This window comes from Microbacterium aquimaris (assembly GCF_039531285.1).
Classification (GTDB): domain Bacteria; phylum Actinomycetota; class Actinomycetes; order Actinomycetales; family Microbacteriaceae; genus Microbacterium; species Microbacterium aquimaris.
Genome location: NZ_BAAAPT010000001.1, coordinates 659,626 through 686,625 on the forward strand (window position 1 = coordinate 659,626; position 27,000 = coordinate 686,625).

Sequence of the window (27,000 nt, forward strand, 5' to 3'; positions counted from 1 at the left end):
GGTCTTCCGCCGACCGCCGCGGTGCGATCTATCGCGACACCGATATGCCGGCTACAGGCGCACCACCTCGTCGACGATCACGACGGCCGATCCGGCCTCCTCGGACGCGGCGAGATCGACGTGCGCGCGGATGCGCCAGTCGTGATGGCCCGCCGGGTCGTCGAGCGTCTGCTCCACCCGCCACACACCCTCGGACGGTCGCTCGTCGATCGCGACCAGGTGCGGCGATCGTGCGGAACCACCGGTGAGCAGCTCGTCGTGCTCCTCGAAGTACCGGTCGAGCACGTCCGGCCAGCCCACGTCTGGGTCGAGTCCGACGAGCTCGTCGTCACGCTGCAACGCGGCGAGCTGCACACGACGGAACAGCTCGTTGCGCACCAGCACGACGAAGGCGCGGCGGTTGTCGAGCACCGACGGCGGTGCCGGCGGTACCACCGGTACGTCCGGGTCGGTCGTGGGGTTGACCAGCGCCTCCCACTCGTCGACGAGGCTCGAGTCGACCTGTCGAACAAGCTCACCCAGCCATTCGACGACATCGAGCAGGGCCTCGGTGCGGGCGTCGGCCGGCACGGTCTGCGTGATCGCCCGATAGGCGTCGCTGAGGTAGCGCAGCACCAGGCCCTCACTTCGGCCGAGTTGATACAGCGAGACGAACTCGCCGAACGACAGCGCGCGTTCGAACATGTCGCGCACGACCGACTTCGGCGCCAACTCGAAATCGCGCACCCACGGCTGGCTGGATGCGAACGTCTCGAAGGCCTCGCCCAGCAGCTCGGCCAGCGGCTTCGGGTAGGTGACCTCCTCGAGAAGCTCCATGCGCTCCTCGTAGTCGATCCCCTCCGCCTTCATCGCACCCACCGCCTCACCGCGGGCCTTGTACTCCTGCTGCGACAGGATCGCCCGCGGGTCGTCGAGGGTGGCCTCGATCACACTCACGACGTCCAGGGCGTAGTGGCCGGTCCCCGCCGCCCCGGGCCCGTCGTCGGGGTCGAGGAGGTCGATCGCGGCGAGCGCGAAGGGGGACAGCGGCTGGTTGAGGGCGAAGTTCGGCTGCAGGTCGACGGTGAGGCGGATGCGCGGCGCAGCCTCACCCGCACGATCCACCTCGACGATCCCGGCCGCCACGAGGGTGCGGAAGATGGCGATGGCGCGTCGCGCCAGAGCGTAGCGGCGCGCAGGCGTCTCATGGTTGTCGAACACGAGCGACCGGACGTTGCCGAACACGTCGCCGCCGCGGCCGATGACGTTGATCAGCATCGCCGCGGTCAGCTGCAGGTGCGGCGTGAGGGGTTCGGGCTCCGCCTCGACCAGACGCTCGAACGACCCCATCCCCCAGTTCACGACACCGGTCGGCGCCTTCTTGCGAACGATCTTCTTGCGTTTGGCGGGATCATCCCCGGCCTTTCGCAGGGCCGCCTCGTTCTCGATCTCCCACTCGGGTGCCATCACCACGACGTTCCCGTACGGGTCGTAGCCGGCACGCCCCGCACGACCGGCGACCTGATGGAACTCGCGGGCGCTCAGCTGCCGCATCTTCGTGCCGTCGAACTTCGCCAGCGCGGTGATCACGACGGTGCGGATCGGAACGTTGATGCCCACCCCCAGCGTGTCGGTGCCACAGATGACGCGCAGCAGACCGCGCTGGGCCAGGGTCTCCACCAGCCGCCGGTAGCGCGGCAGCATCCCGGCGTGGTGCACGCCGATGCCCGCACGGACCAGGCGTGACAGGGTCTTGCCGAACCCCGTGCTGAAGCGGAACCCGCCGATGGCCTCGGCGATCGCGTCCCGTTGCTCGCGTGTGACCACCTTCACGCTGGACAGCGCCTGGGCGCGTTCGACCGCCGCGGCCTGCGAGAAGTGCACGATGTAGATGGGGGCTTCACGGTCGTCGAGGAGCTTCGTGACGAGTTCGTGAGCCGGTACGCGCTCGTACGAGAAGTGCAGCGGTACGGGACGCACCGCCCCCGTCACCCGCGCGACCGTGCGCCCGGTGCGACGCTCGAGGTCCTCGGCGATCTCGGCGACATCCCCCAGAGTGGCCGACATGAGGAGGAACTGGGCCCTCGGCAGCAGCAACAACGGGATCTGCCACGCCCATCCCCGGTCGGGGTCGCCGTAGTAATGGAACTCGTCCATCACGACCTGGTCGATGTCAGCGTCCGCCCCCTCGCGCAGCGCGAGGTTCGCGAGGATCTCGGCGGTGCAGCAGATGATCGGCGCATCGGGGTTCACCGACGAGTCTCCGGTGACCATGCCGACGTTCTCCGCACCGAAGACCTCGACGAGCGCGAAGAACTTCTCGCTCACCAACGCTTTGATCGGCGCGGTGTAGAAGGTGACGCCGCCCCGTGCGAGCGCGGCGGCGTGCGCGGCCACCGCGACGAGCGACTTGCCGGTGCCCGTCGGCGTCGACAGGATCACGTGCGACCCCGCCGCCAGCTCGATGACCGCTTCCTCCTGGGCGGGGTACAGCTCGATGCCGCGACCAGCGACCCACGTGACGAACCCGTCGTAGACGGTGTCTTCGTCGGCTCCGACGGGGACCAGCTCGAGCAGAGACGACATTCCTCCACTCTGTCATCTCGGCCCACGCTCGGCACGATCGGGCGCAAGGCGACCCCTCGCGGAATCATCGGTCGCGGCCCTACGTTGGAGGCAGCGACGGAAGGAATCCCCGTGACCGACAGCTCCGAGACCACGCGCATCTCCCGCAATGACGACGAGTCCCGTTACGAGATCCACCTGGGAGACGTGCTCGCCGGGTTCGCCCGGTGGGAGACCGACGACCGAGGCCGCCTGCAGATGGTGCACACCGAGATCGACCCCGCCTTCACGGGCCGTGGGCTCGCGTCGATCCTCGTCGCCGAGGCCCTGTCCGACATCGCCGCGCGCGCCGAGACGGTCGTGCCGCGCTGTCCGTTCGTGGCGAAGTTCCTCACCGGGAACACGGTCCCGGGGCTCTCGGTCGACTGGCCACAGGGCACGCCGAGCGACTGACCACTGCCGGCCGGCAACGGCGGGAGGAGTGCGCCGGGGACGACGGGGCGCCCGGGACGAAACCCGGGCGCCCCGTCGTGATGGTCAGCGGAAAACGAGGAAGCCGCTGACCCCGACAGACCGTGCCACCGTGTCACTCCCGGTGAATGTGGCGACCACGATCCGGGCGCCCTTCTTCTGCGCCGGGAGCTCGAAACTGACCGCGCCGTCGGCGAGGGTGCCCGTGAGCTTGGTGGATCCGACCCACAGCTCGACGGTTCCCTCCGGTATCGTCCCGTCGTCGGCTTCGACCTCGACGGTCGCCACGAAGGCCGTCTTCGAGGTGCCGACGTAGCGGTTCATCGAGACGTCCGTGTCGGATCCGACCTTGACGAACACCTCGTTACTGAGGGCCGACCCGGCGTTGGCGTTGCCTGCGGCCGTCGCCGTCACCCGCACCGACAACGTCGTGCCCACATCGTCACGCGTCACCGTATAGGTGGTCGAGGTCGCGCCATCGATCGGTGCGCCGTCACGCTGCCACTGGTACGCGAGGTCGACCTCGGCCGGCTCCCACTCGCCCGGTGTCACCTCGAGCGTGCGCCCGACCTTCGTGGTTCCGGTGATCTCCGGCAACACGACGGCCTCGGGCGCGGCCGCACCGGCATCCACCGACACGATCGTGCGCACCTCGGAGTCGCCGTAGCGCACGACCCCCAGGTAGGAGGTCTCGGCGAGCAGACCGCTCCACGACAGCGAGTAAGACGCCTGTTCACCCCGCGCGACCGACAGCGGGTTCGGCGTCGCGGTGAACGACCCTTCGCCCTCCGGTGTGACCAGCGCCTGGGTGAGATCCCACGTGAACGGCTGCGTGATCGCGTACATGTTCGCGACGATCAGGTACGTCCCCGGCGTCGGCGCGATCAGGCTGATCTGCTCGTCGGCCGATGCGGTCGCCGACACGAACTGCTCGTAATAACGGGTGTCTTCGCGGCTCACCACGCGGTACACGATCAGGTCGAGGTCGCTTCCCGCATCATCCGAGGAATCCAGTGTCCACCGGGCCAGGGAGGTCCCTTCGGCCACGTCGGCGAACCAGAACACGTTGCCGTCGGCGTCACCGGAGTTCTCGTCTCCCGTGTGTGCCTCGACCGGGTTCTCCGGGTCGGTGAGCAGTTCGACCGGTGCCAGGCCGGACAGCTCGAGCGACAGTTCGCCGCTGACCCCCGAGTCGAGGGTGACCTCGGTCGAACCGGTGATCCCGGTGCCCGAGACCTCCGCGGGGGCATCGGCGGTCACCGGCCGCACGGCCAGCGGCGAGCGCGCCGTGGTCCCCTCCTCCCCGGTCCACGTCAACGACCCGGTCGCCCACTGCTCGACCGGGGCGTCGACGTTGCGGATCGTCACCTCGAAGGACCGCTGCTCGCCGGCCGCCCCGAAGGTGAGTGTCGCCGGCGACACCGCCACATCGACGCCCGGGATGGCCGCCTCGACGGTGTAGGTGCCGGGGCGGGTCGCGGTGAGCGTACGCGTCACCGTCTGCTCCTTCGACAGGGTGCCGATCGCGAGCGACGCGAGGTTCAGGTCGCTCGGATCGATCGGATCGATCCCGTCGAAGTCCCAGTTCCCGGTGCCCTCGACGAACCCGGCCCAGTCGACCGGACCGTTCAGGTAAAGCACACCCGGGTCGAGGAAGTCCGTCGGCTCCACCTGCCCGGCGCCCTGCGCGAACGGATCGGTGTTGGCCGAACCGTCGGCGTTCACCGTGTCGGATGCCGTGGTCATCATCGCCGACTTGACCTCGTCGGGCGTGGCGCCGGGGTTGGCGGTCAGGTACAGCGCGGCCAGGCCCGCAACGTGGGGCGCGGCCATCGATGTGCCCGAGAGGATGCCGAAGGTCGGATCCTCGCCCGCGCCGTTCTCGGTCGCGGCGAGGATCGCCACACCGGGTGCGGCGATGTCGGGCTTGATGACGTCGGCGCCGTCGGCGAGCATCGGCCCGCGACTGGAGAAACCCGCGATCTGCGGCACCGGGGTCTGCTCGCCGGTGGTGTTCTCACCGATCAGCGTGGCCTCGGCCCCGGACGTGTTCCGTACGTAGTCAAGGAGCGCCTCGCGCGTGGTGTCCGGGAGGTGGACGGTCGGCACGGTGTGGAAGTCGTTGTCGAGCGAGCCCGGCGTGACGTTCACGAGGATCGATCCGGCACCACCGGCCTCAGAGACGGCTTGGGACTTTTCGACACGAGCGATGACCCCGCGATCGCACACCACGATCTTGCCAGCGGCGGCGGCCGGGTCGATCGCGTCGAGGTAGCACAGCGCCGCGTCGGCAGCCGAGACACCGTCGGCCGGGATGTCCCCGGCGTAGACGACGGGCGCGGTCAGCGACTCCCCGAAGGGAACCGTGACGGACGCACCGGCTTCGAGGAACCCGTTCGGCAACGACACCGTCCCCTCCCACGTCGGGATGGTGGATGCGGCCACCGTGGTGTACCAGGGCGCGGCGTGGTCGGCCGTCGACGCGTCGGGCCCGGAGTTGCCGGCGCTGGCCGACACGAACACCCCCGCGACCGCGGCGTTGAAGAAGACCTGGTCGTCGGGCGACCACGTCGTGGTGGCTGCGCCGCCGCCGATCGAGTAGTTGATGACGTCGACGCCGTCGTTCACGGCGGTGTCGATCGCGTCGAGGAGGTCGCTGAGCGCGCAGATGTCGTCGCTGGTCACCAGCGGGTCGGGGCCGACGTAGCAGGCCTTGTACGACGCGACCTTCGCGGCGGGGGCGACACCGGAGACCGCACCGAAAGCGATGCCTGCGATCGCGGCGTCCACACCGGTATCGCCCGCGGCGGTGCCGGCCGTGTGGGATCCGTGACCGTCGCCGTCGCGTGGCGACAGATAGTCGTGGCTGAAGTCGAAGCCGGCGTTGGCCGCACCGGTGGAGAAGTACTTCGCACCGATGAGCTTCGTGGAGTAGTCGTCGAGATCCCAGTCCTGACCGGTGACCCGCGTCGCGCGGAACTGGTCGCCGTCCGCCTTCGCGAACACGACGTCGTCGCCCTCGAGGTACGGCGCGTCGCCTGCGGTGGTCCCGAGCGGCTCGCCCGCGAACGACGGGTGCTCCGGCGCGATGCCGGTGTCGACGACACCGACGACCACGCCCTCGCCCGCCGCATCCTCACCGCCGAGAGACTCCCACACGCCACCGGACCCCTCGAGGCCGAGGAACTCGGTGGAGGGCACGGCGACGGGATGACGGATCTCATCCGGATACACCCCGACCACGCCCTTCGCTCCGGCGACCTTCGCCGCTTCCTGGGGCGACATCCTGGCGCTGAAGCCGTTGAGGGTGATCTGGTAGGTCGCCTCCGGGCTCACGCCGGTCTCGGCGGCGACGGCCTGCTGCCTCTCCTCGAGGTATCCGGCGTATTCCTCCACCTCCGAGGACCGGGTGTCGAGCTTCTCGCCGTCTGCGGGCTTCGTGGCGCGCAGGCCCGCTTCGCCTCCGTCATAGGTGGCGACGGGGTCTTCCTCGAGCAGCACGATGTAGGTGCCGTTCGGCGATTCGATCGGGGTGGGCGGGTTCACCTCCTCCGACCCGGTCGCACCGAAAGCGGTGGCGGTGGTGGTTCCGGTGAGCAACGCGGCGATTGTGACGACCGCGGCCGCTCTCACGGTGTTTCGACTCATACGGTGAGCTCCCAACGGGGAAGGGATGGGAAGGCTGCGCGGCCCCGTCGCCGTGCAGTGGGCCCAAACGTAACTCACAGTCCCCTCCCAGGGAACGGACTCCACGTGAGAAATCCATGAGAGCAGAGCGATACGCTGGGCAGGTGTCCACCGGATCCCGCCTCTCGACGAGCGTTCTGCTCACCTGCGCGGCGATCGGGGTCGCGACGGGGGTCGTCTCCGCCGGAGCCGGCGCCGTCAGCGGCGTGGTCTCGGCCGCCGTCCCGGTGCTCTACGGCCTCGTACTCGGTGTACATGTTCTCCCCGGCGTGATCGCCCAGGTACTGCTGCGGATGCCGTGGGTCGCCCTCATCTCGCACCTGCTGGCCGCGTTGGTCGCCAGCGCCTTCGTGCCGCCGTGGATCGGCCGGTACATCGGAACGGCCATCCTCATCGGCGGCCTCCAGGAGCTCATCGCGGCGACCGGCCGCTACCGCCGCTGGGAGACGTGGCGCTACTTCGTGTCGGCGGTCATCGTCGGCGTGGTCCTCGCCGTACCCATCGCCCTGGTCGCCGATCTCGGACGATTCGAGCCATGGGCGCAAGTGGTCTACATCGCCATGTTCATCGTGGGCCCGGTCGCCTGGACCGCCGCCGCGGTCGCGATCGGCGAGGCCCTCCGTCGCACCGGTGTCGGTCGCACCGCCCGCCGCCGCTGACCCCGGCCCCACGGCATCCCCACCTCACCGCATCCCCACCCCACGGATGTCGGAGAATCGGATCGGTGTCGGAGGATTCGGCCGATATCCTCCGACATCGGCGTGATCCTCCGACATCGGCGAGCGCGGCGGAGCGACCGGCGTCGTGTCCGCTAGCGTCCCAGGGGTGATCGCCGTGCTCGCCGTCCTCCTCGCCGTCGCCGTCTGGAGCGCCGTGTCGGGTCCCCTTCAGAAGCGCGGTGTCACGGCCGCGCTGTTCCTGGCCACGGTCGGCGTCGTGGCCGGGCTGGCCCTGCCGGACGTGTTCGACGTCGACATCGATCCCGCCGTCGCGGAGCGGGTCGCCGAGGTCGCCCTCGTGCTGCTGCTGTTCAGCGACGCGATGCGCATCGACCTGCACGCGTTGCGGCGGCAGCTCGAGTGGCCCGGGCGACTGCTGCTGATCGGACTACCGCTGACCGTGCTCGCCGGCGTCGGGGCGGGGCTGCTGCTGTTCCCCGGTATCGCCGTGATCTCGGTCGTCCTGATCGCGGTGATGCTCGCTCCGACGGACGCCGCGCTCGGACAGCGCGTGGTCGACGACACATCGGTACCTCAACGCGTGCGGCAGGCACTCGACGTGGAGAGCGGGCTGAACGACGGCATCGCCGTGCCGCTGTTCCTCGTCGCCCTGTCGGTCGCGAACGCCGAACTCGAATCGAGCATCCCATCGGCGGTCGCCGTGAACATCGCGGAGCAGATCGGATGGGGTGTCGTGGCCGGACTCGTCGCCGGGGTCGGTGGCGGCGCACTGTTCCACTTCGCCTCGGCGAGGGGATGGATCGACGGCCGCTGGCGGCAGGCGCTCCCGCTCCTGGCTGCCCTCCTCGCCCTCGCGATCGCCGAGGCGCTGGGAGGGAGCGGGTTCATCGCGGCCTTCGTCGGCGGGCTCGCGTTCGGCCGTACCGTGGGACGGGCGCGCACCGACATCGGCGTCTTCACCGAGAGCGCGGGGGATCTGCTCGCCGCCGCCACCTGGGTGGTCTTCGGCGCGGTCGCGGTGACCTTCGCCCTGCCGATGCTCACTTGGCAGGTGGTGCTGTACGCGCTGCTGAGCCTGACGGTGGTGCGGATGCTGCCGGTCGCACTCGCCCTGGCGGGTCGACACGTGGGGCTTCCGACGATGACCTTCATCGGCTGGTTCGGACCGCGCGGCCTGGCTTCCCTCGCGTTCCTGCTCATCGCCATCGGTGAGGGCATCCCCGACGACGACGTCGTCATCCCGACCGTCGTCACCACGATCGCCCTCAGCATCGCGCTCCATGCCCTGTCCTCGGTGCCCCTCATCGACCGGTACCACCGGTGGGCGCAGCAACGCGCATCCCGCGACCCGCTCGCAGCCGAAGCGGTCCCGACCGTCCTCCCCCGCCGCCGGCACGCCCACCCGTCCTGGCCGCTCCCTCACGACCACACCCCCTGACCGTCCCCCTCACCCGAGCGCCGACAAGGACCCGACGTCGACGGGCGGACGGGGGCGTCCCGGACGGCCGCAGGCGGGGTGAGGGTGAGCTAAGTTAGGAATGCCTCACTTCGTCGCGCAGGCGACAGAAGACGTCCCGAATCCCGAAGGGGATGACCTGTGGTCCGTGCCGACAGCGAACGGTCCGCCGCCGCCGCGGCCGGACCCGCCCCCGGCGCCCCCCTCGCCCGGTTGCGGCAGGTGGCCATCACACACGATGAGGCACACGCGGCGACCCCCGCCTCCGTCACGTTCGACGTCTCACCCGGCGAGGTCGTCCTGGTGCTGGGCCCCAGCGGATCCGGGAAGTCCACGCTCGCGCTCGCGCTGAACGGACTCATCCCACACGCCTTCCCCGCCTCCATCGCCGGCACGGTGAGCATCGACGGGGTCGACACCACCGAGGCGACGGTGGCCTCGCTCAGCACGCACGTGGGGATGGTCTTCCAAGACCCGGACGCGCAATTGGTCACCGGAACCCTGCTCGACGAGGTCGCGTTCGGTCCGGAGAACCTCAAACTGCCCGTCGCCGACGTGCTCGCCCGCGCCGAGACGGCGTTGCGCCGCGTCGGCCTGTGGGAGCGCCGGACCGAGAACCCCGATCGACTGTCCGGTGGAGGCCGACAGCGTCTGGCGATCGCCTGCGCACTCGCGATGGGGTCCCCCCTCCTCGTTCTCGACGAGCCCACCGCGAACCTCGACCCCCGCGGCATCGACGAGGTCTACGCCGCCCTGGGCGACCTCGTCGCCGCCGGCGACCGGGCCGTCGTGCTCGTCGAGCACAACCTCGACGCCGCCATCGGCTTCGTCGATCGGGTCCTCGTGCTGGACGCCGCGGGCCGCCTCATCGCAGACGGCCCCGTCGACGACATCCTCCGACATCGCGCGGATGAACTCCATCGACTGGGCGTGTGGCTCCCCCACTCCGCCCTCGCCGCTCTCCGTCTGCGCGCCGCCGGCTACCGGCTCGATCCGCTGCCACTGACCCCCGCCGAGTTGCAGGATGCCCTCGAGACCGCGCCCGCCCGCGCGATCCCCGGCCCCGTCGCCCGCGCCGTCGACGACCGACGCGGGCAAGACCCGGTCGTGACCGTGCGCGGGCTGGATCTGCGCCGCGGCCGCACCGACGTGCTCCACGACGTGGACCTCGACGTCCTCCGCGGCGAATTCGTCGCGGTCGTGGGGGCCAACGGCGCCGGGAAGACCACCCTCGTGCAGGCGATCGCCGGCGTCATCCGCCCGCCGCGCGGCACCGTCCACGTCGGCGGCGAGGACATCTCCCGCGTCGACCCGCGCCGGCTGTCCTCCCGCATCGGGTTCGTCTTCCAGAACCCCGAGCACCAATTCATCTCGCACACCGTCTTCGACGAGCTCGCCCACGGACTGCGACGCGCGAACCTCGACGAATCGCAGGTGCGTCGGCGCGTGGACGAGCTGCTCGAGCGGTTCGGCCTCGCCGACAAAGCCGATGCTCACCCCTTCCTCCTGTCGGGCGGGCAGAAGCGACGCCTGTCGGTGGGCACCGCCCTGGTCGCCGGCGCCCCGGTGCTCGCGCTCGACGAACCCACCTTCGGTCAGGATCGCGCCCGTGCCGACGAGCTGCTGCGGCTGCTCGCCGACCTGCGCGACGACGGCACCACCATCCTCGTCGTCACCCACGACATGCAACTGGTCGCCGAACACGCCGACCGCACGATCGTGGTCGACGCCGGGCGCATCGCCGCCGACGGGCCGACTTCGGAGGTCTTCTCCGACGACGCCCTGATCGAACGCGCGGGCCTGAGGATGCCGCCCCTGCGGCGGGCGCTCCGCGGCCTGTCCAGCCATCCCGAACTCGACGGTGTCGCCCGCCTCGCCGACCTGCCCGGGGGTGCGACGTGACCGAGCCTCTCACCATCCCCCAGGCACAGACCACCCCTGTGCCGGTCGACCCGTATGCCGCGTTGCGGCCGGCGTCGCCGATCCGATTCCTCTACGGCATCAACCCCCTCGCCAAGCTCCTCGCCCCGCTCCCCGCCATGGCACTGCTCGTGTTCGTCCGCGACATCACCACGCCCCTGGTGTTCGTCGCCCTCACCTACCTCGTGCTGCTGGTGGGCGTGAGCTTCACGCGACGTCTCGCGGCACTGCTCCTGCTGGTGCCCGTCGCCGCCGTCGTGATGGGACTCGGCTTCGCGATCTGGACCGACTCGTCCGGGGTGAACCAGAGCATCGTCCTGTGGCAGATCGGTGGGTGGACGATGTACGGGGGCGCGATGCTCGTCGGCCTCGCCACCGGCGCCCGTGTCGCGGCGATCGTCTCGCTCGCACTCATCGTGGGGCTGTCGACGACCGGCCCGGATCTCGTGCGCGCGAGCGTGCAGCAGCTGCGCGTGCCGTACCGCATCGGCTACACCGCCCTGGCCGCATTCCGCTTCGTCCCCCGCTTCGGATACGAACTGGACGTGATCCGGCAGGCGCACCGCGTCCGCGGCAGCCACGGCGGCCGCGGGCCGGTCGCGGCGGTGCGCCGCTGGGTCGGGTACATCGTGCCGCTCCTGGCCGGTGCCATCCGGCACGCCGAACGGGTCGCCCTCGCGATGGACGCCCGCGCCTTCGGCGCCCACCCGGACCGTACCGAGCGCCACCTCGTGCCCTTCCGGACACGCGATGTCGTGTTCATCGTCGTGTTCCTCGCCGTCTCGACCGTGGTGTTCGCCGCGACCTTCCCCTGGGTGCTCGCCTGAGCATCCGGATCACCCCTGTATCCCGACCGAACGGAGAACCGATGGCCCGCGCCGGCCGACTCGTCAAACCCGCCGTGCAGGAGCTCATCCGGCTGACCGTGCTGCGCCGTGAACGCCTGTCCCCGGGATGGATGCGCGTGACCCTCGGTGGGGGCGAGATCGACCGGTTCACTCCGATGGGATACGACCAATGGTTCCGCATCTTCCTTCCGCTCGGTGGTGACGACGGCCTGGAGCGGATCCCGGCGAAGGCGAACAAGCTCTTGGGCTATCTGCGATACCTGCGCATTCCTGACGGTGTACGCCCGGTGATGCGCAACTACACCGTCCGTGCCTACCGGCCCGCGACGCCGGAGGCCGGTGCGGAGATCGACGTGGACTTCGTACTGCACGGTTCCGACGCCCACGGCACCGCAGGCCCCGCTTCGCGCTGGGCCGCGTCGTGCGACGTCGGCGAAAGTGTCGTGATCATCGACGAGGGACTCGCCTTCAACCCCGAACGCGGGACCGACACGGTGCTCCTGGTCGCCGACGAGACCGGACTGCCCGCCGTCGCCGGCATCTGCGCGTCGCTGCCCGACGACGCCGTCGGCATCGCCCTGGTCGAAGTAGGATCCGACCACGACGCGCTCCCGTTCCCCCACCCACCCGGCATCGACGTGCGATGGATCGTGCGCGACCGCGACGAGACGCCGGGGACCCTGGCCCTGTCCGCCGTCCGACACCTGCGCGACACCGAACCGCCCGCCCCTTTCCACGCCTATGTCGTCGGCGAACAGGCCCTCCCGGCCCAGGCGCGACGCCACCTCGTCAACGAGCGCGGACTCGACAAGGAGCTCGTGAGCTTCTGCGGGTACTGGCGCGCGGGCGCCTCCTCCCCCACCCCTCAGGCGCAGACCGCGCCCCGCCCGGAAGGTCACGCATGAGCCGCGTCTCCACCGTCTATCTGCTCACCTGCGCCGCGATCGGTGTCGCCGGCGGAGCCCTGCTGTGGGGCGCCGGATGGATCGCGGGCGCCGTCTTCGCGGTGGCGCCGTTCCTCTCCGTCGCCGGCGCGGGCCTGTGGCTGCTTCCGGCCGCCGTCGGCATGCGCCTTCTCGAGCGGCCCGGAACCGCCCTCCTCATCGGCCTGCTCTCGGGACTGGTCGCCTTCCCGTTCCTCGGAGCGAGTCTGTGGTGGGCGTTCTTCATCGAGCTGCCGTTCCTCGTCGTGCTGTACCGCTTCTACACGACGTGGCAGTACTTCGCCGGAGCGGCGGCGGTCGGGCTCGTGTATCCGATCCTGTCGTGGGCATCCTTTGATCTGGGGTCTGTCCCGGTCGGGCTGCAGGTCACCTTCTTCGCCCTCACAATGGCCTCGTGCCTGGTCGGAGCGGGCCTCGGCGTGCTGATCGGCGACCGGCTCCGCAAGGCCGGTGTCGCCAAGCTCGCACGCCGGCGCGGCTTGGCCTCGCGCGGTATGGGCCGCGGTGCCGGACCCGCCGGCCAGCACTGAGGCCTCGCCTTGCGCCGCGACCGCCTGACGGCCGCGTGAAGAACACAGGAGATCCGCGCTCGGATCTGTGGCGGGAGCGCTCTTGCGGCCGCTTCGTCGTCAGGTCTCCTGTGTCGTCGACGTGCTACGGGGCGGACGACTGCATGCAACTAAACCTCCACATGGAGGTTTTGACTGGTAGCCTGTCCCCGTCGCCGCCGTCGACTCACCCGCGGTGACGGAAAGGAAGGTCACTGTGGCCCTGCCGCTCGCCTCGGTCCAGCTCTACACGCTCGCCGAACGGTTCTCCGCCGACATGGGAGGCTCCCTCGATCGCCTGGCCGCCCTGGGGCTGCACAACGTCGAGGCATTCGACTTCGTGCGGCGTCCCGCAGAGATCCGGGCGGCTCTGGATGCCTCCGGCCTGGCAGCCCCGACCGGGCACGCCCCTCTGCTGTCGGATGAGCTGTGGACGCCGGACGGCTCGATCCCCACCCCCGCGCCGGAAGTCGTGTTCGACGCGGCCGCGACGATCGGCATGACCACCGTCATCGACCCGTTCGTCGCCCCGGAACGCTGGCGTACCCGGGACGGCGTCGCCGACATCGCCGACCGACTCAACGCGCTTGCCGAAACGGCCGCCGGCTTCGGCCTCACCGTCGGCTACCACAATCACGCGCAGGAGTTCGTGGTCGACATCGACGGGCAGAGCGCCTACGAGCACTTCGTCGCACAGACCGACTCCCGCGTCGTCCTCGAGCTCGACCTGTTCTGGGCGCTCACCGGCGGACAGGATGTGGTCGCGCTCGTCGACCGCCTCGGCGACCGACTCGTCGCGGTGCATGTGAAGGACGGCATCGTTCCCGCGTCGAACCCCTGGGCCCCGGGTGCACCGGAGTTCACCTCGGCGAGCCTCGACCAGCGTCACGCCGGCACCGCGGAGGTCCCCCTCGCGGACGCTCTGCACGCCGCACGCGGTCTCGAGTACGCGATCATCGAGTACGACAGCGCCCCCGGAGACGTCTTCGACGACATCGCGGCCAGCCTGTCGTTCCTCACCGAGGGTGGGTTCGTCCGATGAGCGCGGTCGGCATCGGCATCATCGGCGTCGGCGTCATCAGTGACACCTACCTCGAGAACTTCGCGGCCTTCCCCGACACCCACGTCGTCATCCTCGGCGACCTGGACCCCGAACGCGCGAAGGCACAGGCGCAGAAGCACGGCGTCGCCGAGTCGGGGACCGCCGACGATGTGCTGGCCCACCCCGGCGTCGATCTGGTCGTCAACCTCACCATCCCGGCCGCACACGTCGAGGTCTCCCGCGCTGCGGTGGCCGCCGGAAAGCACGTGTGGTCCGAGAAGCCACTGGGCCTGGATCGGGACGGTGCCGCGCTGCTGTTGACGGAGGCGGACGCGGCCGGTGTGCGCGTCGGGTCCGCGCCCGACACCCTGCTCGGCCCCGGCTTCCAGACCGCGCGGCGCGCGATCGAGGAGGGCCGCATCGGGCGACCCCTGTTCGCGCAGACGACCTTCCAGACGCAGGGTCCGGACCTGTGGCACCCGAACCCCGCCTTCCTGTTCGCCGAAGGTGCGGGCCCCCTGCTGGACATGGGGCCGTACTACTTCTCCGCACTCGTGAGCCTGTTCGGTCCCGTCGACCGGGTCTCCGCCGTGGGCACCCGGGCGCGCGAGGAACGTCGGATCCACACGGGCCCGCGTGCCGGCGAGCGCTTCCCGGTCGAGGTGCCCTCGACGATCCAGATCGTGACGGCGTTCGAGTCGGGTCAGCAGGCGCAGAGCCTGCTCAGCTTCGACTCGGCGCTCGAGCGTCACGGCGTCGTCGAGATCCACGGCACCGAGGGGTCGATCGTGCTCCCCGACCCGAACCGGTTCGACGGGCGGATCGCCTCGGTGGCGCCGCTCGGCGTGCTACGCGACGGCGGGAGGGGCGAACAGGAGTGGGTCGAGATCCCGCATCCGGATCTGACGGTCGGGCGCGGTCTCGGCGCGCTCGAGATGGCTCGGGCGATCTCCGCCGGCACGCCGCACGTCGCTTCGGGTGAGCTCGGCCTCCACGTGCTGGATGTGCTGCTGTCGGCTCAGGAGTCTGCCGAGTCGGGGGCGACGGTCACCGTGGCGAGTTCCGTGGCGCCGGTTCCGATGCTCCCGATCGATTTCGATCCCTTCACCGCGACGCTCTGAGCCCGCTCCCCTTCGGATGCTCGTCCGATCCGGAAAGGAGCGTGTCGAGCATCGCGAGCGCGCCCTCGTGGTCGACGGACGGGTCGAGCAGCCACTGCGTCTGCAGGCCGTCCGACGCCGCGATGACCAGGGCCGCCACGAGGGCGGGGTCGACGTCGCGCCGGATCTCGCCGGTCTCCTGCAACCGGACGACCCGCTGCGCCAGCTCGTGCCGGAGGCGCACGAAGCGCGCCGTGACGAACTCCTGGGGCGCCGGATGTGCGCCCTCCAGCGCGGTCGCGACCAGAGACGAGTAGAGCTGGACGAGTCCGGGGATCGTGCGGTTCTGCTGGGCCGCACGGCGCATCGCCTCGGCGGGCGTCGCCTCGTCGAGGCCATCCTCCTGCTCGTCCCCGCGGCGCTCGGACTCGAGGTAGACGGCGACCAGCAGCTCGTCGAGTGAGCCGAAGTAGTGCGTCAAGGCGGCATGGGTGACGCCGACCTCGCTCGCGATGGCCCGCAGGCTCGTCCGCTTCGAACCGCGCTCCGCGAACACCTCGATCGCGCGATCGAGGATCTCCTGCCGCCGCGCGATGCCTTTGGCGTAGCTCCCGCGCCGACCCGCGGGATCCTCACCGGTGCCGGGTCCGCTCATCCTGCGAGCCTACCGAGCGGACCTCACCCACCGTTCCGCAGTCGCCTTCTGCGGGTACCCGGCCGGGTGGACCCGCAGAAGGCGGCTACGGAGCACGGCTTACTTCTTGCCGGCGAGCTGGCGGCCGACGATCTCCCGCATGATCTCGTTCGTGCCACCGTAGATGCGGTGCACGCGCGCGTCGAGGAAGGCGCGGGCGATCGGGTACTCGGTGATGTAGCCGTATCCGCCGTGCAGTTGGACGCACGTGTCGAGCACGTCCCACTCGCGCTCGGTCGCCCAGAACTTCACCTTCGCCGCCTCTTCGGCCGACAACTCGCCCTTGCTGTACGCCAGCAGGGCACGGTCGATGTACGCCCACAGTGCATCGACGGTCGCGGCGACGTCGGCGAGCTGGAAGCGGGTGTTCTGGAAGTCGATGACGCGCTGGCCGAACGCCTCGCGCTCCTTCGTGTACGCGACGGTCCAGTCCAACGCGGCACCGGCGGCCGCGGCGGCGGCGACCCCGATGGAGAGTCGTTCGAGGGGAAGGTTCATCATCAACTGCACGAAGCCCTGACCTTCGCGTCCGCTGATGAGGTTCTCCTCGGGTACGAAGACGTCGGTGAACGACAGCTCCGCGGTGTCGTGCCCCTGGAAGCCCATCTTGTGCAGCTTCTTCCCATGATCGAACCCCTCGGAGGCGGTCTCGATCAACAGCAGGCTGAACGCGTCGGGCCGGTTCCCCTCACCGGTCTTGACGAAGGTGACCACCAGGTCTGCGGTCGCACCCGACGAGATGAACGTCTTCGCGCCGTTGACGATGTAGCCACCGTCGACCTTCTTCGCCGTCGTCGAGATACCGCGCAGGTCGCTGCCGGCGCCGGGTTCGGTCATGGCGAGGGCACCGATGATCTCACCTGTGGCCATCCGCGGCAGGTACTTCTCCTTCTGCTCCTGCGTGCCCATGTGCACGAGGTACGGCACGGCGAGGTCGTCCTGGATACCGAAGGCCCCTGCGAGCGACCCGGACCCGGCGGCGATGACCTCTTCGTTGACGACCGCCCGGAACCGATAGTCCTGCAGCATGCCCGCTCCGCCGAACTCCTCCGGCACCGACAGGCCGATCAGACCCGCTTCTCCCGCGGCGAGCATGGTCGCTCGGTCGACTTCGCCCTCGGCGTCCCACTTCTCCCGCGCGTCGTTCGTGACGTGCCGCTTGATGAACTCCTTGACGACGTCGCGGAAGGCCTCGTGGTCCTCGTCGTAGATGTCGCGCTGCATGCGGGTCTCTCCTCCTCGAGTGGTGAATCTGCGGGGTCGCCCCCGGCGTCATCCTAGTTCTCGAGGCCCCGACGAGAGGAGCGCGTGTGAGATCGGATCCTACGATCGGTGGCACGCGATGCCACTGTTTGTCGGATGCCCTCAACCGTCGTAGTCAGGGGCGGCCGGCAGGCCGAAGAAGCTCTCCAGAGTGTGCCATCCGCCCTCGGTGTAGTGCCGGGCGAGGTCGGCCCCGACGTAGCGGAGGTGCCACGGCTCGGGTGAGTACCCGGTCACGTCGGTGAACCCGTCTTCGTAGCGCACGACGAACCCGTACTCCCAGGCGTGTGCGGCGACCCAGTCACCCTGCGGCGTTCCGGCGAGGTCGTCGAGCCCGCCGCATCCGCCGGCGTCGCAGGCGACCACGTCGGCGGCCAGGCCCGCCTGGTGCTCGCTGTGCCCGGGACGGGCGCTGATCGTGTCGGCGCCGTCCTCCCCGCGGGAGGCGACATGCGACGCGTACGTGTCGACCTGGGTGCCGTACGAGCGGAAGCCGCTCAGCAGCGCGATCTCGCCCACGCCTGCAGCCGCCGCGTCGGTGACCATCGCCGACAGCGCCGTAGAGACGGCCGGACGCATCGCCGTGCCGGGGATGTTGCGCACCCCGTCGGGCGCGACGAGTGCCTCCGGCCGATAGTCGATCGGATCGAGCGGACGCGCTTTGTTGACCACGACCCACTCGAAGCTCGGGTCGTCCAGGCTCACGCAGGGCGCCGTCCCGGCCGCGACCGCCGAACGGAACCGCTCAGCCCCTCCGGCGGCGGCGATGGCTGCGGCGGTGTCCCGCGCGTCCAATGCGGCGAGCAACTCCTCCGACCCGCAGATGTCATCGCCGGAGACTTCCGGCGCGACCACCGGGGAGGGCAGTGCGTCGGTGACCGGCGGCAGGGGCTCGTCGAACGAGCCCTCCACCGAGACGTCGAGGGTCTCCCCCTCCGCCTCGAGGGATGCCGCCTCGGACAGGGGAGGCGCGGTGACGGCGGCGATCACCGCGGCCGCCGTGCCGACCACGAGCACGGCGACAGCGACGGCGGCGAAAGCGGCGCCGATCCGTCCGGCGCGTCGACGGCGGGCATGCGCGGGGCTCGGCGCCGTGACGACACCGAGCGCGGGGGCATGCTCCCCCGGGGCGGCGGCGGGTGCGCGAGGTCGTCGCAACGGAGCCTGCACATCGGGCGATCGCGCCTCCGTCGAGGCGCGCGACTGCGCCTCCCTCTCGCGCAGTGCGCGACGAGTGAGGGGAACGCCCGGAGATTCGGGCGGGTCGGGGTCCGCCACCCCCTCATTGTGCTCGATCGGTCGGGCGATCTCGACACACGGCCCTCGCGGACACCACGTCTTCGACACTCGCCTGGCTCAGCCTTGACTCTCCGTCGAATTTTTGTTCGTATGGATCCATGCGATGGCAGGGACAGGAACTCGGAGTCGTTGACGCGGCGGCCCTCCCGGGTCTCGAGCATCTCGACGGGCTGGTGCAGTCGGTCACGACGCCGGATTTCGCGGGGGTGACCTTCCACGAGGTCATGGCGAAGTCTGCGCTCAACCATGTCCCCGGCGGCTCGTCGATGCCCTTCGATTGGACCGTCAACCCCTATCGGGGCTGCAGCCATGCGTGCTCGTACTGCTTCGCCCGCGGGACGCACGAGTACCTCGACCTCGATGCGGGCCGGGATTTCGACACCCAGGTCATCGTGAAGATCAACGTCGCCGAGGTCCTCCGGCGAGAGCTCGCGCGCGGCACGTGGCGCCAGGATCCGGTGATGCTCGGCACCAACACCGACCCGTATCAGCGGGCGGAGGGACGGTACCGGCTGATGCCCGGCATCGTGTCGGCGCTCACCGACGCCGGCACGCCCTTCTCGATCCTCACGAAGGGCACCATGCTCCGGCGCGATCTGCCGATGCTCACCGAGGCCTCACGCGAGGTGAAGGTGACCCTCGCGATGTCCATCGCGCTGTTCGACGACCGGTTGCAGAAGGCCGTCGAACCGGGCACCCCCAGCACCTCGGCACGATTGGACACCGTGCGCGCCGCGACGGAGGCCGGGTTCGACGTCACCGTCTTCCTGATGCCGCTCCTACCCCATCTCACCGATTCCGTCGACGCCATCGACGACGCACTGTGGCGGATCAAGCAGGCCGGGGCGACCCGCGTGGTGTACGGCGCACTGCATCTGCGGCCCGGCGCGAAGGCCTGGTTCATGGCGTGGCTCGAGCGGGAGCACCCGGAATTGGTCTCGTCGTACCTCGGGCTCTATCCGGGCGTCTCAGCGTACGCCCCGAAGGGGTATCGCGCGTGGCTCGCGAAGCGGGTCCAACCGTTACTGCGGGCGCACAGGCTCGGCGGCACGCTGGAAGACGACCGATCCGATCGACGGATTCCGGTGCCGGGCCTGGCCGCGTCACCGCCCCCGATCGTCACCACCTCCCGCGGACGCATGGCCGCACGAGGTCGGGCGACCGATGCGGCCGCGATGCTCTTCTGACGACTCCGGGGCGCCCGACGGCCGCCGCCCGTGCGACGAAAGCCGCCCCGCGACATGGCGGGGCGGCCTCTACCGGTGTCGGGCGGCGCGTCAGGACGCGACGTCGGCCAGCTGGCGGCCGGAGATCTCCTCGAGCAGATCGTCGCCGGGTCGCACGTCGTCGAAGGGCGCGTCGATCTCGGCGCGATCGAGCAGCTCCGACATCCGGCGGCGACGCTGGCGGGCCACCAGCGTGACGACGGTGCCGGCGCGTCCGGCGCGTCCGGTGCGCCCCGACCGGTGCAGGTACGTCTTGTACTCGTCGGGCGCATCGGCCTGGATGACCAGGTCGATGTCGTCGACGTGGATGCCGCGCGCGGCGACATCGGTCGCGACGAGCACATTCACCCGACCCGACGTGAGTTTCTCGAGATTCCGGGTGCGCTTGGACTGGTTCAGATCACCGTGGAGCGCGAGCGCCGCGATCCCGGCCTCCCCGAACTGCTCGGCGAGCATCTCGGTGTAGGCGCGGGTGCGCGCGAACACGAGCGTCTTGCCTTCGCGGTCGACGAGCGAACGCAGGATCTCGGGCTTGTCGCGGTGGTCGACGACCAGCACGCGGTGGTCGATGGTGCTCGAGTCCTGGTCTTCACCGGCGACCTCGTAGACGGCCGGTTCGACGAGGAACTCGTCGACCAGTGCCGCGACCTCGCGGTCGAGGGTCGCCGAGAAGAGCAGCTTCTGACTCCCGTCGGCGGTCAGGCGCAGAATGCGCTGCACCGGCTCGAGGAAGCCGAGTTCGCACATGTGGTCGGCTTCGTCGAGCACCGCGATCTGCACCTGCGAGAGGTCCAGCTTTCCCTGGCGTTCCAGATCCTCGATGCGACCGGGTGTGCCGATGACGATGTCGACGCCCTTCTTCAGCGCCCCGACCTGGCGCGCCTGCGGGACGCCGCCGTAGATCTGCGTGGTGAACAGGCCCACCGTGCGGGCGAGGGCCTGCACCGTCCGGTCGATCTGCAGCGCGAGTTCGCGGGTCGGCGCCATGATCAGGGCCTTGGGCGAACGACCGAACTCACGACGCGTGCCGGCCTGCGATCGCAGCACAGACTCGACGAGGGGAGCCCCGAAGGCGATGGTCTTGCCCGAGCCGGTCCGACCGCGGGCGAGCACATCGCGGCCGCCGAGGATCGGCGCGACCGTCGCCGCCTGGATCGGGAAAGGCTTCTCGGCACCGAGCTCGGTCAGACGCGTGACGATGTTCTGGCCGAGTCCGAGGTCGGAGAACGAGACGTCGGCGACGTTGTCGGCCTGAACCGCCTCCGCCTGCAGACGCTCGTGGACGATGTCGACCTGCTGCTCGCGTGCGGCATCCCGCTGCGGCGTCGAACGCGGGCGGTCATCGCGACGGGGCCGGTCGTGACCACCGGAACGGTCATCACGCCGAGAACGGTCGTTCCGATACCCACCGGAACGATCACTCTGACGAGACCGGTCATACCCACCAGAACGATCATCACGACGCGCACGATCATCCCGATACCCACCAGAACGATCACCCTGACGAGACCGGTCATACCCACCAGAACGATCATCACGACGCGCACGATCATCCCGATACCCACCAGAACGATCACCCTGACGAGACCGGTCATACCCACCAGAACGATCATCACGACGCGCACGATCATCCCGATACCCACCAGAACGATCACCCTGACGAGACCGGTCATACCCACCAGAACGATCATCACGACGCGCACGATCATCCTGATATCCACCAGAACGATCGTCACGGGGGGAGTGGTCGCTCCCGCTTCGGGTGCGGATGCCACGTGCCTCGTCGCGGGCGACCCTCTCCTGCGCCGTCCAGCGACGCTTGGGGGGCTGACCGTCGTCTGCCGCACGGTACCCGCGATGGCCGGGGCTCTTCGCACCCGGCTTGCCGGCGGAGGACTCACCCGGACGACGCTTGCGGTCCTGGTAGGAGCTGCCGGAGCCGTAGCGCGGTTCGAAGTTCTTCGCGGGGCGGCCGCCCTGCGGTTTCTTGTTCTTGGGCACGGTGATGCCTTTCGGAGTGGTCGCACGAGAAACAGCGTCCGCTCATGACGGACCACCCGGTCACGTCGGCCGGGGCCATTTCGATGATGGTCATGCACGTCGGGATCGACGCCCATCATCGGCCCCAAGGACTTCACACACAGCGCGCGAACAGACTCATCGCAGTGTCCAGAGCCGACCGATCAACAATACCGTCAGGAGGCTGAAAGGGACCCGGACACGAATTCATAACATGGAATTAGCGCAAGACGTTCATTTCCATGCGGGAATTTCAATAATCTTGACGTATGCCGCCTGCCCCTCCCGTAACCCTCGCCCCGACGGATCGACTCAAACCCGTCGCGGCGACGGCCGCTCCGCCGACGTCTCGGGCGCGCCTTCACTCTGCTCACCGGCTCGGGAGCACGGCGATGGCGGTTCTCGCGATCGGGGTGCTGACGGCCATCCTCACGACCAAGGACGCCAGCTGGTGGACGTTGCACTTCTCGCAGCTGGGCACGATCGGTGACTTCTCGGCGCGCACCTTCAACACCACCGTCATCGTGTCCGGGTCGATTCTGGCCGCCTACGGCGTGGTCATCGGCATGACCCTCCCGGCGACGACCGGGCGGCACACCCGTCGAGGCCTTCGCGGATCGCTCATCACGGCGGGACTGGCGATGACCGTCGTCGGCCTCATCCCGATCCCCGTCAGCGTGGTGATGCACGATCTCGCCGCCTCCACGCTCGGACTGTCCTTCCTCTCGCTCGTGGCCTGGAGCTTGGGATTGCCCGGTCTTCCTCGCAGGTTCCGCCACGCGACCCTGCTCTTCGTCATCGTGCTCGCCACCGGCATCGTCGTACTGACCGCCGGCCTCATCACGCTCGCCCTGTTCGAGTTCACCGCGTTCTCGGTGGTCGGATGCTGGCTCGTCTCGCTTCCGCGGGCCCTCCGTCGACAGGCCGAGCGCTCGGCGCCCGAAAGTCACCTGTCCGTCGAGCCGACCGAGGCACCCCAGGTGGCGACGGTCTCCGAACCCCGGGGCACCCGCGCCGTCCAGCCGCGTCGCCGCCACCGCATGGTCCGCGCCGTGCGCCCGACCCGTCACGTCGAGACCGCCGCGGCGCCGACCATTGAACGCCCCGTCGTGCATGCCGGAGCCCTCGGATCCACGCGTCCCGCGCTCCGCGTTCCGCACGTCGGCCGTATCGCCCAGGGCGTGGCCGCGACCTCACCCGGCGCCCACCGCCGCGGCGCGATCAGGCGTCCCGCCGGTCCGATCGGGGTCGTCCGTGCCGGGCGCCGTAGGACGCGCACGCACGCCGACGACGAGGCGACCGCCGTCCCCATGTGACCCGAGGGTCGGCCGACGAGCCCCCCTTCATATGCTTCGGGGCGCCGACGACCCGCGCGTCACGACCCGAACCCTCCGGAGGTGCGGCATCACGATCTTCTCCGGATCACCCTTCCCGAAGCCTCGTCGCCAGGTGTGACGGCACCCACGCCCGCTCCGCGCCGTAGCGCGCGTGAGGGGCGATCACCTGTTGCGGCGATCGCCCCACCACTCAATCGCGGGGACCGTCTTCGGGATCGTGCGGCGCGGCTTCCCCCTCGCCGGCCGGAGCGACATCCGACGCATCGTCGGCGTCCGCATCCTGCGTGACCGGGGCGGGGCCTTCCGCGTCCGCGGCGAGATCCTCGGGGCCGCCGGCGGCGTGCGCCACGTCCTCGGCGTCGGACAACGACGCGGAGTCGGCGTCGGTCTCCTGGCCGAGGTCATCCGACGACGCGTCCGGCGATGCCGCGTCGGGCGCCTCCGCGGTCGAGGGAACCTCGACATCGGGGGCCTGCTCGAGCGGGGGCGTATCCACGGCGGCCTCGACCGTCGTCGCCTCGATCGCCTCGATCGCCTCCGGATCCGCCGCGGCTGCCGCATCGACCGGTGCGGGCTCGTCGACGGAGACCTCGACGTCGGGCGCCTCCTCGATCATCGGCACGTCCACTTCCGCGACCTCCGCCGCCGATGCAGCCGGTACCGCCGATGCGGCGGCGAGGGCGGCCAGCCGCTCACGGCGCTCGCGGCGGGTCTCGAACACCCCGTCCTCGTTGTGCGAACCGTCCTCATCACCGACGAGCACGGATTCACGCTCGTCCACGGCGCCTGACGCGCCCGCCTTCGCGGCCCGACGGGCGATCCGTCGCTCCTTGGCGCCCTCGACGAGGTTGTACAGCGTCGGGAGCACGAGCAGGGTCAGCACCGTCGACGAGACGAGGCCGCCGATCACGACGATGGCCAGCGGCTGCGAGATGAAGCCGCCCTGCCCGGTGATGCCCAGCGCCATGGGCGTGAGCGCGAAGATCGTCGCGAGTGCGGTCATGAGGATCGGACGCAGACGCCGTGCGCCGCCCGCGACGGTGGCGTCATGGGCCGACAGACCCTTCTCGCGGTACTGGTTGACGAGGTCCACGAGCACGATCGCGTTGGTGACGACGATGCCGATGAGCATCAGCACACCGATGAGCGACGACACACCCAGGGGCACCCCGGTGGCGATCTGCAGGAGGATCGCGCCGGTGGCCGCGAACGGCACCGACACCAACAGGAGCAGCGGCTGACGCAGAGACTTGAAGGTCGCCACCATGACGATGTAGACGATCAGGATGGCTGCGAGCAGCGCCAGCCCCAGCTGCGTGAAGGCCTCGGTCTGCTGGGTGACGACGCCGCCGAGCTCAGCATCCGCCCCCTGGGGCAGGTCGATGTCCTCCAGTGCCGTGGTGACGCTCGCCGTCGCCGCGGTCAGATCATCGGTCGACGGAGTGACCGTGACGGTCGCGGTGCGCTGCCCGCGTGCGGTCGTGATGGAGGTCGGTCCCTCGGTCTCCTCGACCGAGGCGATCTCGTCGAGCGCGATCGGACCGGTCGCCGTGGGGATCTGCAGTTCGCGCAGTTCCTCGAGGGTGACGGGTGCGTCGGGGGCATCGAGGTACACGGTCACCGCGGTGTCGTCGATCTCGATCGACCCGATCGACTGCGGCTGCATCGTGTTCGACACGAGCGCGCCCACGGCGACCTCGGACAGTCCGCGCTCGGCGGCCGCATCGCGGTCGACGACGACGGCGATGTACGGCAGCGAGGCCGACAGGTTGCTGGAGACCTGGCTGATGTCGTCGAGGTCGCCGATCGCGGCGACGACCTCGTCGGTCGCCTCCTGCAACGTTGTCGAGTCGGGCGCGGTGACGTCGATCGCGATGTCACTCGACCCGAAGCCGCCCCCGCCCGACGCCGACACCGTGATGTCGCCGGCACCCTCGAGGTCGCCGAGCACCTCGGTGACCTCTTCGCGGAGGGTGACCTGGTCGACATCCTCGTCGGTGGTGATCGAGTAGGTGACGCCGGCACCACCGCCGGAGAACGCGTCGTTCAGCGACGAACCGGTCGTGCCGATCGAGACCTGGACGGTCTCGATCCCCTCGATGTCCGACAGTTCCGCTTCGACCTGCTCGGCGGCGGCCGCTTCGGCGTCGAGGCTCGGCGCGGCACCGATGGACTGACTGATGGTGAACGTGTTCTGTCCCGAGTCACCCAGGAAGTTCGTCTTCATGAACGGGGCTGCGGCGACCGTTCCCCCGAGCACGAGCACAGCGAGGGTGAGCGTCACCCACGAGTGCCGCAGCGTCCAGCGCAGCACCGGCAGGTAGCCCTTCTGCAGGCGCGTCGGCGGGGCGGCCGGGTCTTCGGGGTCGATCGCCCGACCCTTTTCGTCGAGCACCGGCTTGCCGGGCTTGAGGAACCAGTACGCCAGCACGGGGACGATCGTGAGGGCCACCAGCAGTGAAGCCAGCATCGCGATCGTGACCGTCAACGCGAACGGTCGGAACAGTTCCCCGGTGATGTCGCCGACGAAGGCGATCGGGAGGAACACCGCCACGGTGGTGATCGTGGAAGAGGTGATCGCGGTGGCGACTTCGCGGACCGCGAGCAGGATCGACTGCTTCTTGTCGGCATCGCCGACGTAGTGGCGCTTGATGTTCTCGATGACCACGATCGAGTCGTCGACGACGCGCCCGATCGAGATGGTCAACGCACCCAGGGTGAGGATGTTCAGCGAGTAGCCGAAGGTCTGGATGCCGATGAAGGTGATGAGCACGCTCGTCGGGATCGAGATCGCCGTGACGAGGGTCGAGCGCACCGACATGAGGAAGAGGAGGATCACGAGGACCGCGAAGACCAGCCCGAGCATCCCCTCCACCGCGAGGGTCTCGATGGACTCCTCGATGTACGGCGCCTGGTCGAACACGACGGTGAACTGCGCCCCGAGGCTGTCTTCGAAGCCCGCCAGCAGAGCCGTCACCCCGTGCGACACGTCGACGGTGTTCGCGGCGGGGAGCTTGGTGACGGCGATCGTCAGCGCCGGCTCGCCGTTGACACGGGAGATGCTGGTCCGGGGGTCTTCGGTCAGCTGCACGTCGGCGACGTCGGAGATCGTGACCAGACCGGCCTGCAATTGCTCGGCGTCGCCGGGCACGAGCGGCAACTCACCGACCTCCTCGACCGACGTGATCTTCACGCCCGTCTGCACCGTGAGGGTCTCGCCGTCCTCGGTGATCTCACCTCCGGGGAAGAGCACGCCGTTCTGCTCGAGTGCGTCGGAGATGGCCTGCTCGGAGTATCCCGCGGCGGCGAGCTCGGCGTCGTCGGGCGTGATGGTGATGCGCTGGCCGATCGCGCCGACGATGCCGGCCTCATCGACCCCGTCGACGTCTTCGATGTCGGGGATGACGACCGATTCGAGTTCCGACTGGATGGTGTCGGGGTCGTCGTAGCCGGTGACCGCGAGCTGGATGACCGGCAGATCGTCGATGCTCGCCGAGATCACGGTCGGCTCGACGCCGTCCGGCAACTGCGACGAGATGCGGTTGATCGCCTGCGTCATCTTCTGCTCGGCGGTGCCCAGATCGGTGTCATAGGCGAACGAGGCCTGCACGATGGACGCGTTGGTCGTGCTCGTGGCCGTGCTGGATTCCAGCCCCGGTACTCCTTGGATGGCCGACTCGATCGGCGTCGAGACGTCGGTGTTGACCACTTCCGGCGATGCGCCCGGGTAGGTGGACACGACGATCAGGGCGGGGAACTCGATCGACGGGATCAGTTCCTGTTTGAGCCCGTTGAGCGCGATGCCACCGAATACGGCGGCGACGATGGTGATCAGGGCGATCAGCGCGCGGTTCTTGAGACTCAGGACGGCGAGGTTCGACACATGTCACCTTGGAGATCGGGGGCTGTGGAGCGGGACGAC

Annotated in this window: 18 protein-coding genes; 11 read left to right on the plus strand and 7 right to left on the minus strand. The window is 69.7% G+C overall.

Going from position 1 to position 27,000, the window contains the following annotated elements; translation table 11 throughout:
• Window positions 1-51: 51 nt before the first annotated feature.
• Window positions 52-2,565 (minus strand): DEAD/DEAH box helicase, encoded by a 2,514-nt coding sequence (locus tag ABD204_RS03100; protein ID WP_194423223.1) that lies wholly within the window; start codon window positions 2,563-2,565, stop codon window positions 52-54.
• 111 nt (window positions 2,566-2,676) lie between these two features.
• On the opposite strand from ABD204_RS03100, the gene ABD204_RS03105 reads away from it, so the two are divergent.
• Window positions 2,677-2,997 carry a GNAT family N-acetyltransferase gene (locus tag ABD204_RS03105; protein ID WP_194423224.1) on the plus strand — a complete coding sequence of 107 codons (321 nt, stop codon included), beginning with the start codon at window positions 2,677-2,679 and terminating at the stop codon, window positions 2,995-2,997.
• Between the two features lie 84 nt (window positions 2,998-3,081).
• Here ABD204_RS03105 and ABD204_RS03110 read toward each other — a convergent pair whose 3' ends face one another.
• Window positions 3,082-6,663 carry a S8 family serine peptidase gene (locus ABD204_RS03110; protein ID WP_194423225.1) on the minus strand — a complete coding sequence of 1,194 codons (3,582 nt, stop codon included), beginning with the start codon at window positions 6,661-6,663 and terminating at the stop codon, window positions 3,082-3,084.
• Window positions 6,664-6,806: 143 nt separating this feature from the next.
• Here ABD204_RS03110 and ABD204_RS03115 point away from each other — a divergent pair, with 143 nt between their 5' ends.
• The 8 genes from ABD204_RS03115 to ABD204_RS03150 all read left to right on the plus strand — a co-directional run bounded on the left by ABD204_RS03115 (window position 6,807) and on the right by ABD204_RS03150 (window position 15,261).
• Complete coding sequence (locus ABD204_RS03115; protein ID WP_194423226.1) at window positions 6,807-7,361, plus strand: ECF transporter S component; 555 nt, start codon at window positions 6,807-6,809, stop codon at window positions 7,359-7,361.
• Window positions 7,362-7,527: 166 nt separating this feature from the next.
• Window positions 7,528-8,820, plus strand: a complete 1,293-nt coding sequence (locus tag ABD204_RS03120; protein ID WP_194423227.1) for a cation:proton antiporter — start codon at window positions 7,528-7,530, stop codon at window positions 8,818-8,820.
• Window positions 8,821-8,979: 159 nt separating this feature from the next.
• A complete protein-coding gene (locus ABD204_RS03125; protein WP_194423228.1) occupies window positions 8,980-10,740 on the plus strand; it encodes an ABC transporter ATP-binding protein in 1,761 nt (586 codons plus the stop codon).
• The gene (locus ABD204_RS03130; protein ID WP_409263970.1) at window positions 10,737-11,585 is read left to right on the plus strand and encodes an energy-coupling factor transporter transmembrane component T; all 849 of its coding nucleotides are present in this window, start codon (window positions 10,737-10,739) and stop codon (window positions 11,583-11,585) included. Before ABD204_RS03125 ends, ABD204_RS03130 begins: the two co-directional genes overlap by 4 nt.
• Window positions 11,586-11,626: 41 nt before the next feature.
• A complete protein-coding gene (locus ABD204_RS03135; RefSeq protein WP_194423229.1) occupies window positions 11,627-12,511 on the plus strand; it encodes a siderophore-interacting protein in 885 nt (294 codons plus the stop codon).
• Window positions 12,508-13,080: an ECF transporter S component gene (locus ABD204_RS03140; RefSeq protein ID WP_194423230.1), complete on the plus strand. Its 573-nt coding sequence runs from the start codon at window positions 12,508-12,510 to the stop codon at window positions 13,078-13,080. Before ABD204_RS03135 ends, ABD204_RS03140 begins: the two co-directional genes overlap by 4 nt.
• 235 nt (window positions 13,081-13,315) lie before the next feature.
• Window positions 13,316-14,140: a sugar phosphate isomerase/epimerase family protein gene (locus ABD204_RS03145; protein WP_194423231.1), complete on the plus strand. Its 825-nt coding sequence runs from the start codon at window positions 13,316-13,318 to the stop codon at window positions 14,138-14,140.
• Entirely contained in the window at window positions 14,137-15,261 is a 1,125-nt protein-coding gene (locus ABD204_RS03150; protein WP_194423232.1) for a Gfo/Idh/MocA family protein, read from the plus strand. The genes ABD204_RS03145 and ABD204_RS03150 overlap by 4 nt, the downstream gene beginning before the upstream one ends.
• Here the strand turns inward: ABD204_RS03150 and ABD204_RS03155 are convergent.
• The 3 genes from ABD204_RS03155 to ABD204_RS03165 all read right to left on the minus strand — a co-directional run bounded on the left by ABD204_RS03155 (window position 15,245) and on the right by ABD204_RS03165 (window position 18,475).
• Window positions 15,245-15,895, minus strand: a complete 651-nt coding sequence (locus tag ABD204_RS03155; protein WP_194423233.1) for a TetR/AcrR family transcriptional regulator — start codon at window positions 15,893-15,895, stop codon at window positions 15,245-15,247. The two genes, ABD204_RS03150 and ABD204_RS03155, sit on opposite strands and share 17 nt — an antisense overlap.
• Window positions 15,896-15,994: 99 nt before the next feature.
• Window positions 15,995-17,158, minus strand: a complete 1,164-nt coding sequence (locus tag ABD204_RS03160; RefSeq protein ID WP_194423234.1) for an acyl-CoA dehydrogenase family protein — start codon at window positions 17,156-17,158, stop codon at window positions 15,995-15,997.
• A 141-nt stretch (window positions 17,159-17,299) separates the two neighbouring features.
• Complete coding sequence (locus ABD204_RS03165) at window positions 17,300-18,475, minus strand: M15 family metallopeptidase (RefSeq protein WP_322597492.1); 1,176 nt, start codon at window positions 18,473-18,475, stop codon at window positions 17,300-17,302.
• 119 nt (window positions 18,476-18,594) lie between these two features.
• On the opposite strand from ABD204_RS03165, the gene ABD204_RS03170 reads away from it, so the two are divergent.
• Window positions 18,595-19,683, plus strand: a complete 1,089-nt coding sequence (locus ABD204_RS03170; RefSeq protein WP_194423235.1) for an Rv2578c family radical SAM protein — start codon at window positions 18,595-18,597, stop codon at window positions 19,681-19,683.
• Window positions 19,684-19,773: 90 nt separating this feature from the next.
• On the opposite strand, the gene ABD204_RS03175 is transcribed toward ABD204_RS03170, so the two are convergent.
• The gene (locus ABD204_RS03175) at window positions 19,774-21,723 is read right to left on the minus strand and encodes a DEAD/DEAH box helicase (protein ID WP_344098317.1); all 1,950 of its coding nucleotides are present in this window, start codon (window positions 21,721-21,723) and stop codon (window positions 19,774-19,776) included.
• Window positions 21,724-22,133: 410 nt separating this feature from the next.
• Here ABD204_RS03175 and ABD204_RS03180 point away from each other — a divergent pair, with 410 nt between their 5' ends.
• Window positions 22,134-23,057: a DUF998 domain-containing protein gene (locus ABD204_RS03180; protein ID WP_194423238.1), complete on the plus strand. Its 924-nt coding sequence runs from the start codon at window positions 22,134-22,136 to the stop codon at window positions 23,055-23,057.
• Window positions 23,058-23,268: 211 nt separating this feature from the next.
• Here ABD204_RS03180 and ABD204_RS03185 read toward each other — a convergent pair whose 3' ends face one another.
• Entirely contained in the window at window positions 23,269-26,961 is a 3,693-nt protein-coding gene (locus ABD204_RS03185; protein ID WP_194423239.1) for an efflux RND transporter permease subunit, read from the minus strand.
• Window positions 26,962-27,000: the final 39 nt, after the last annotated feature.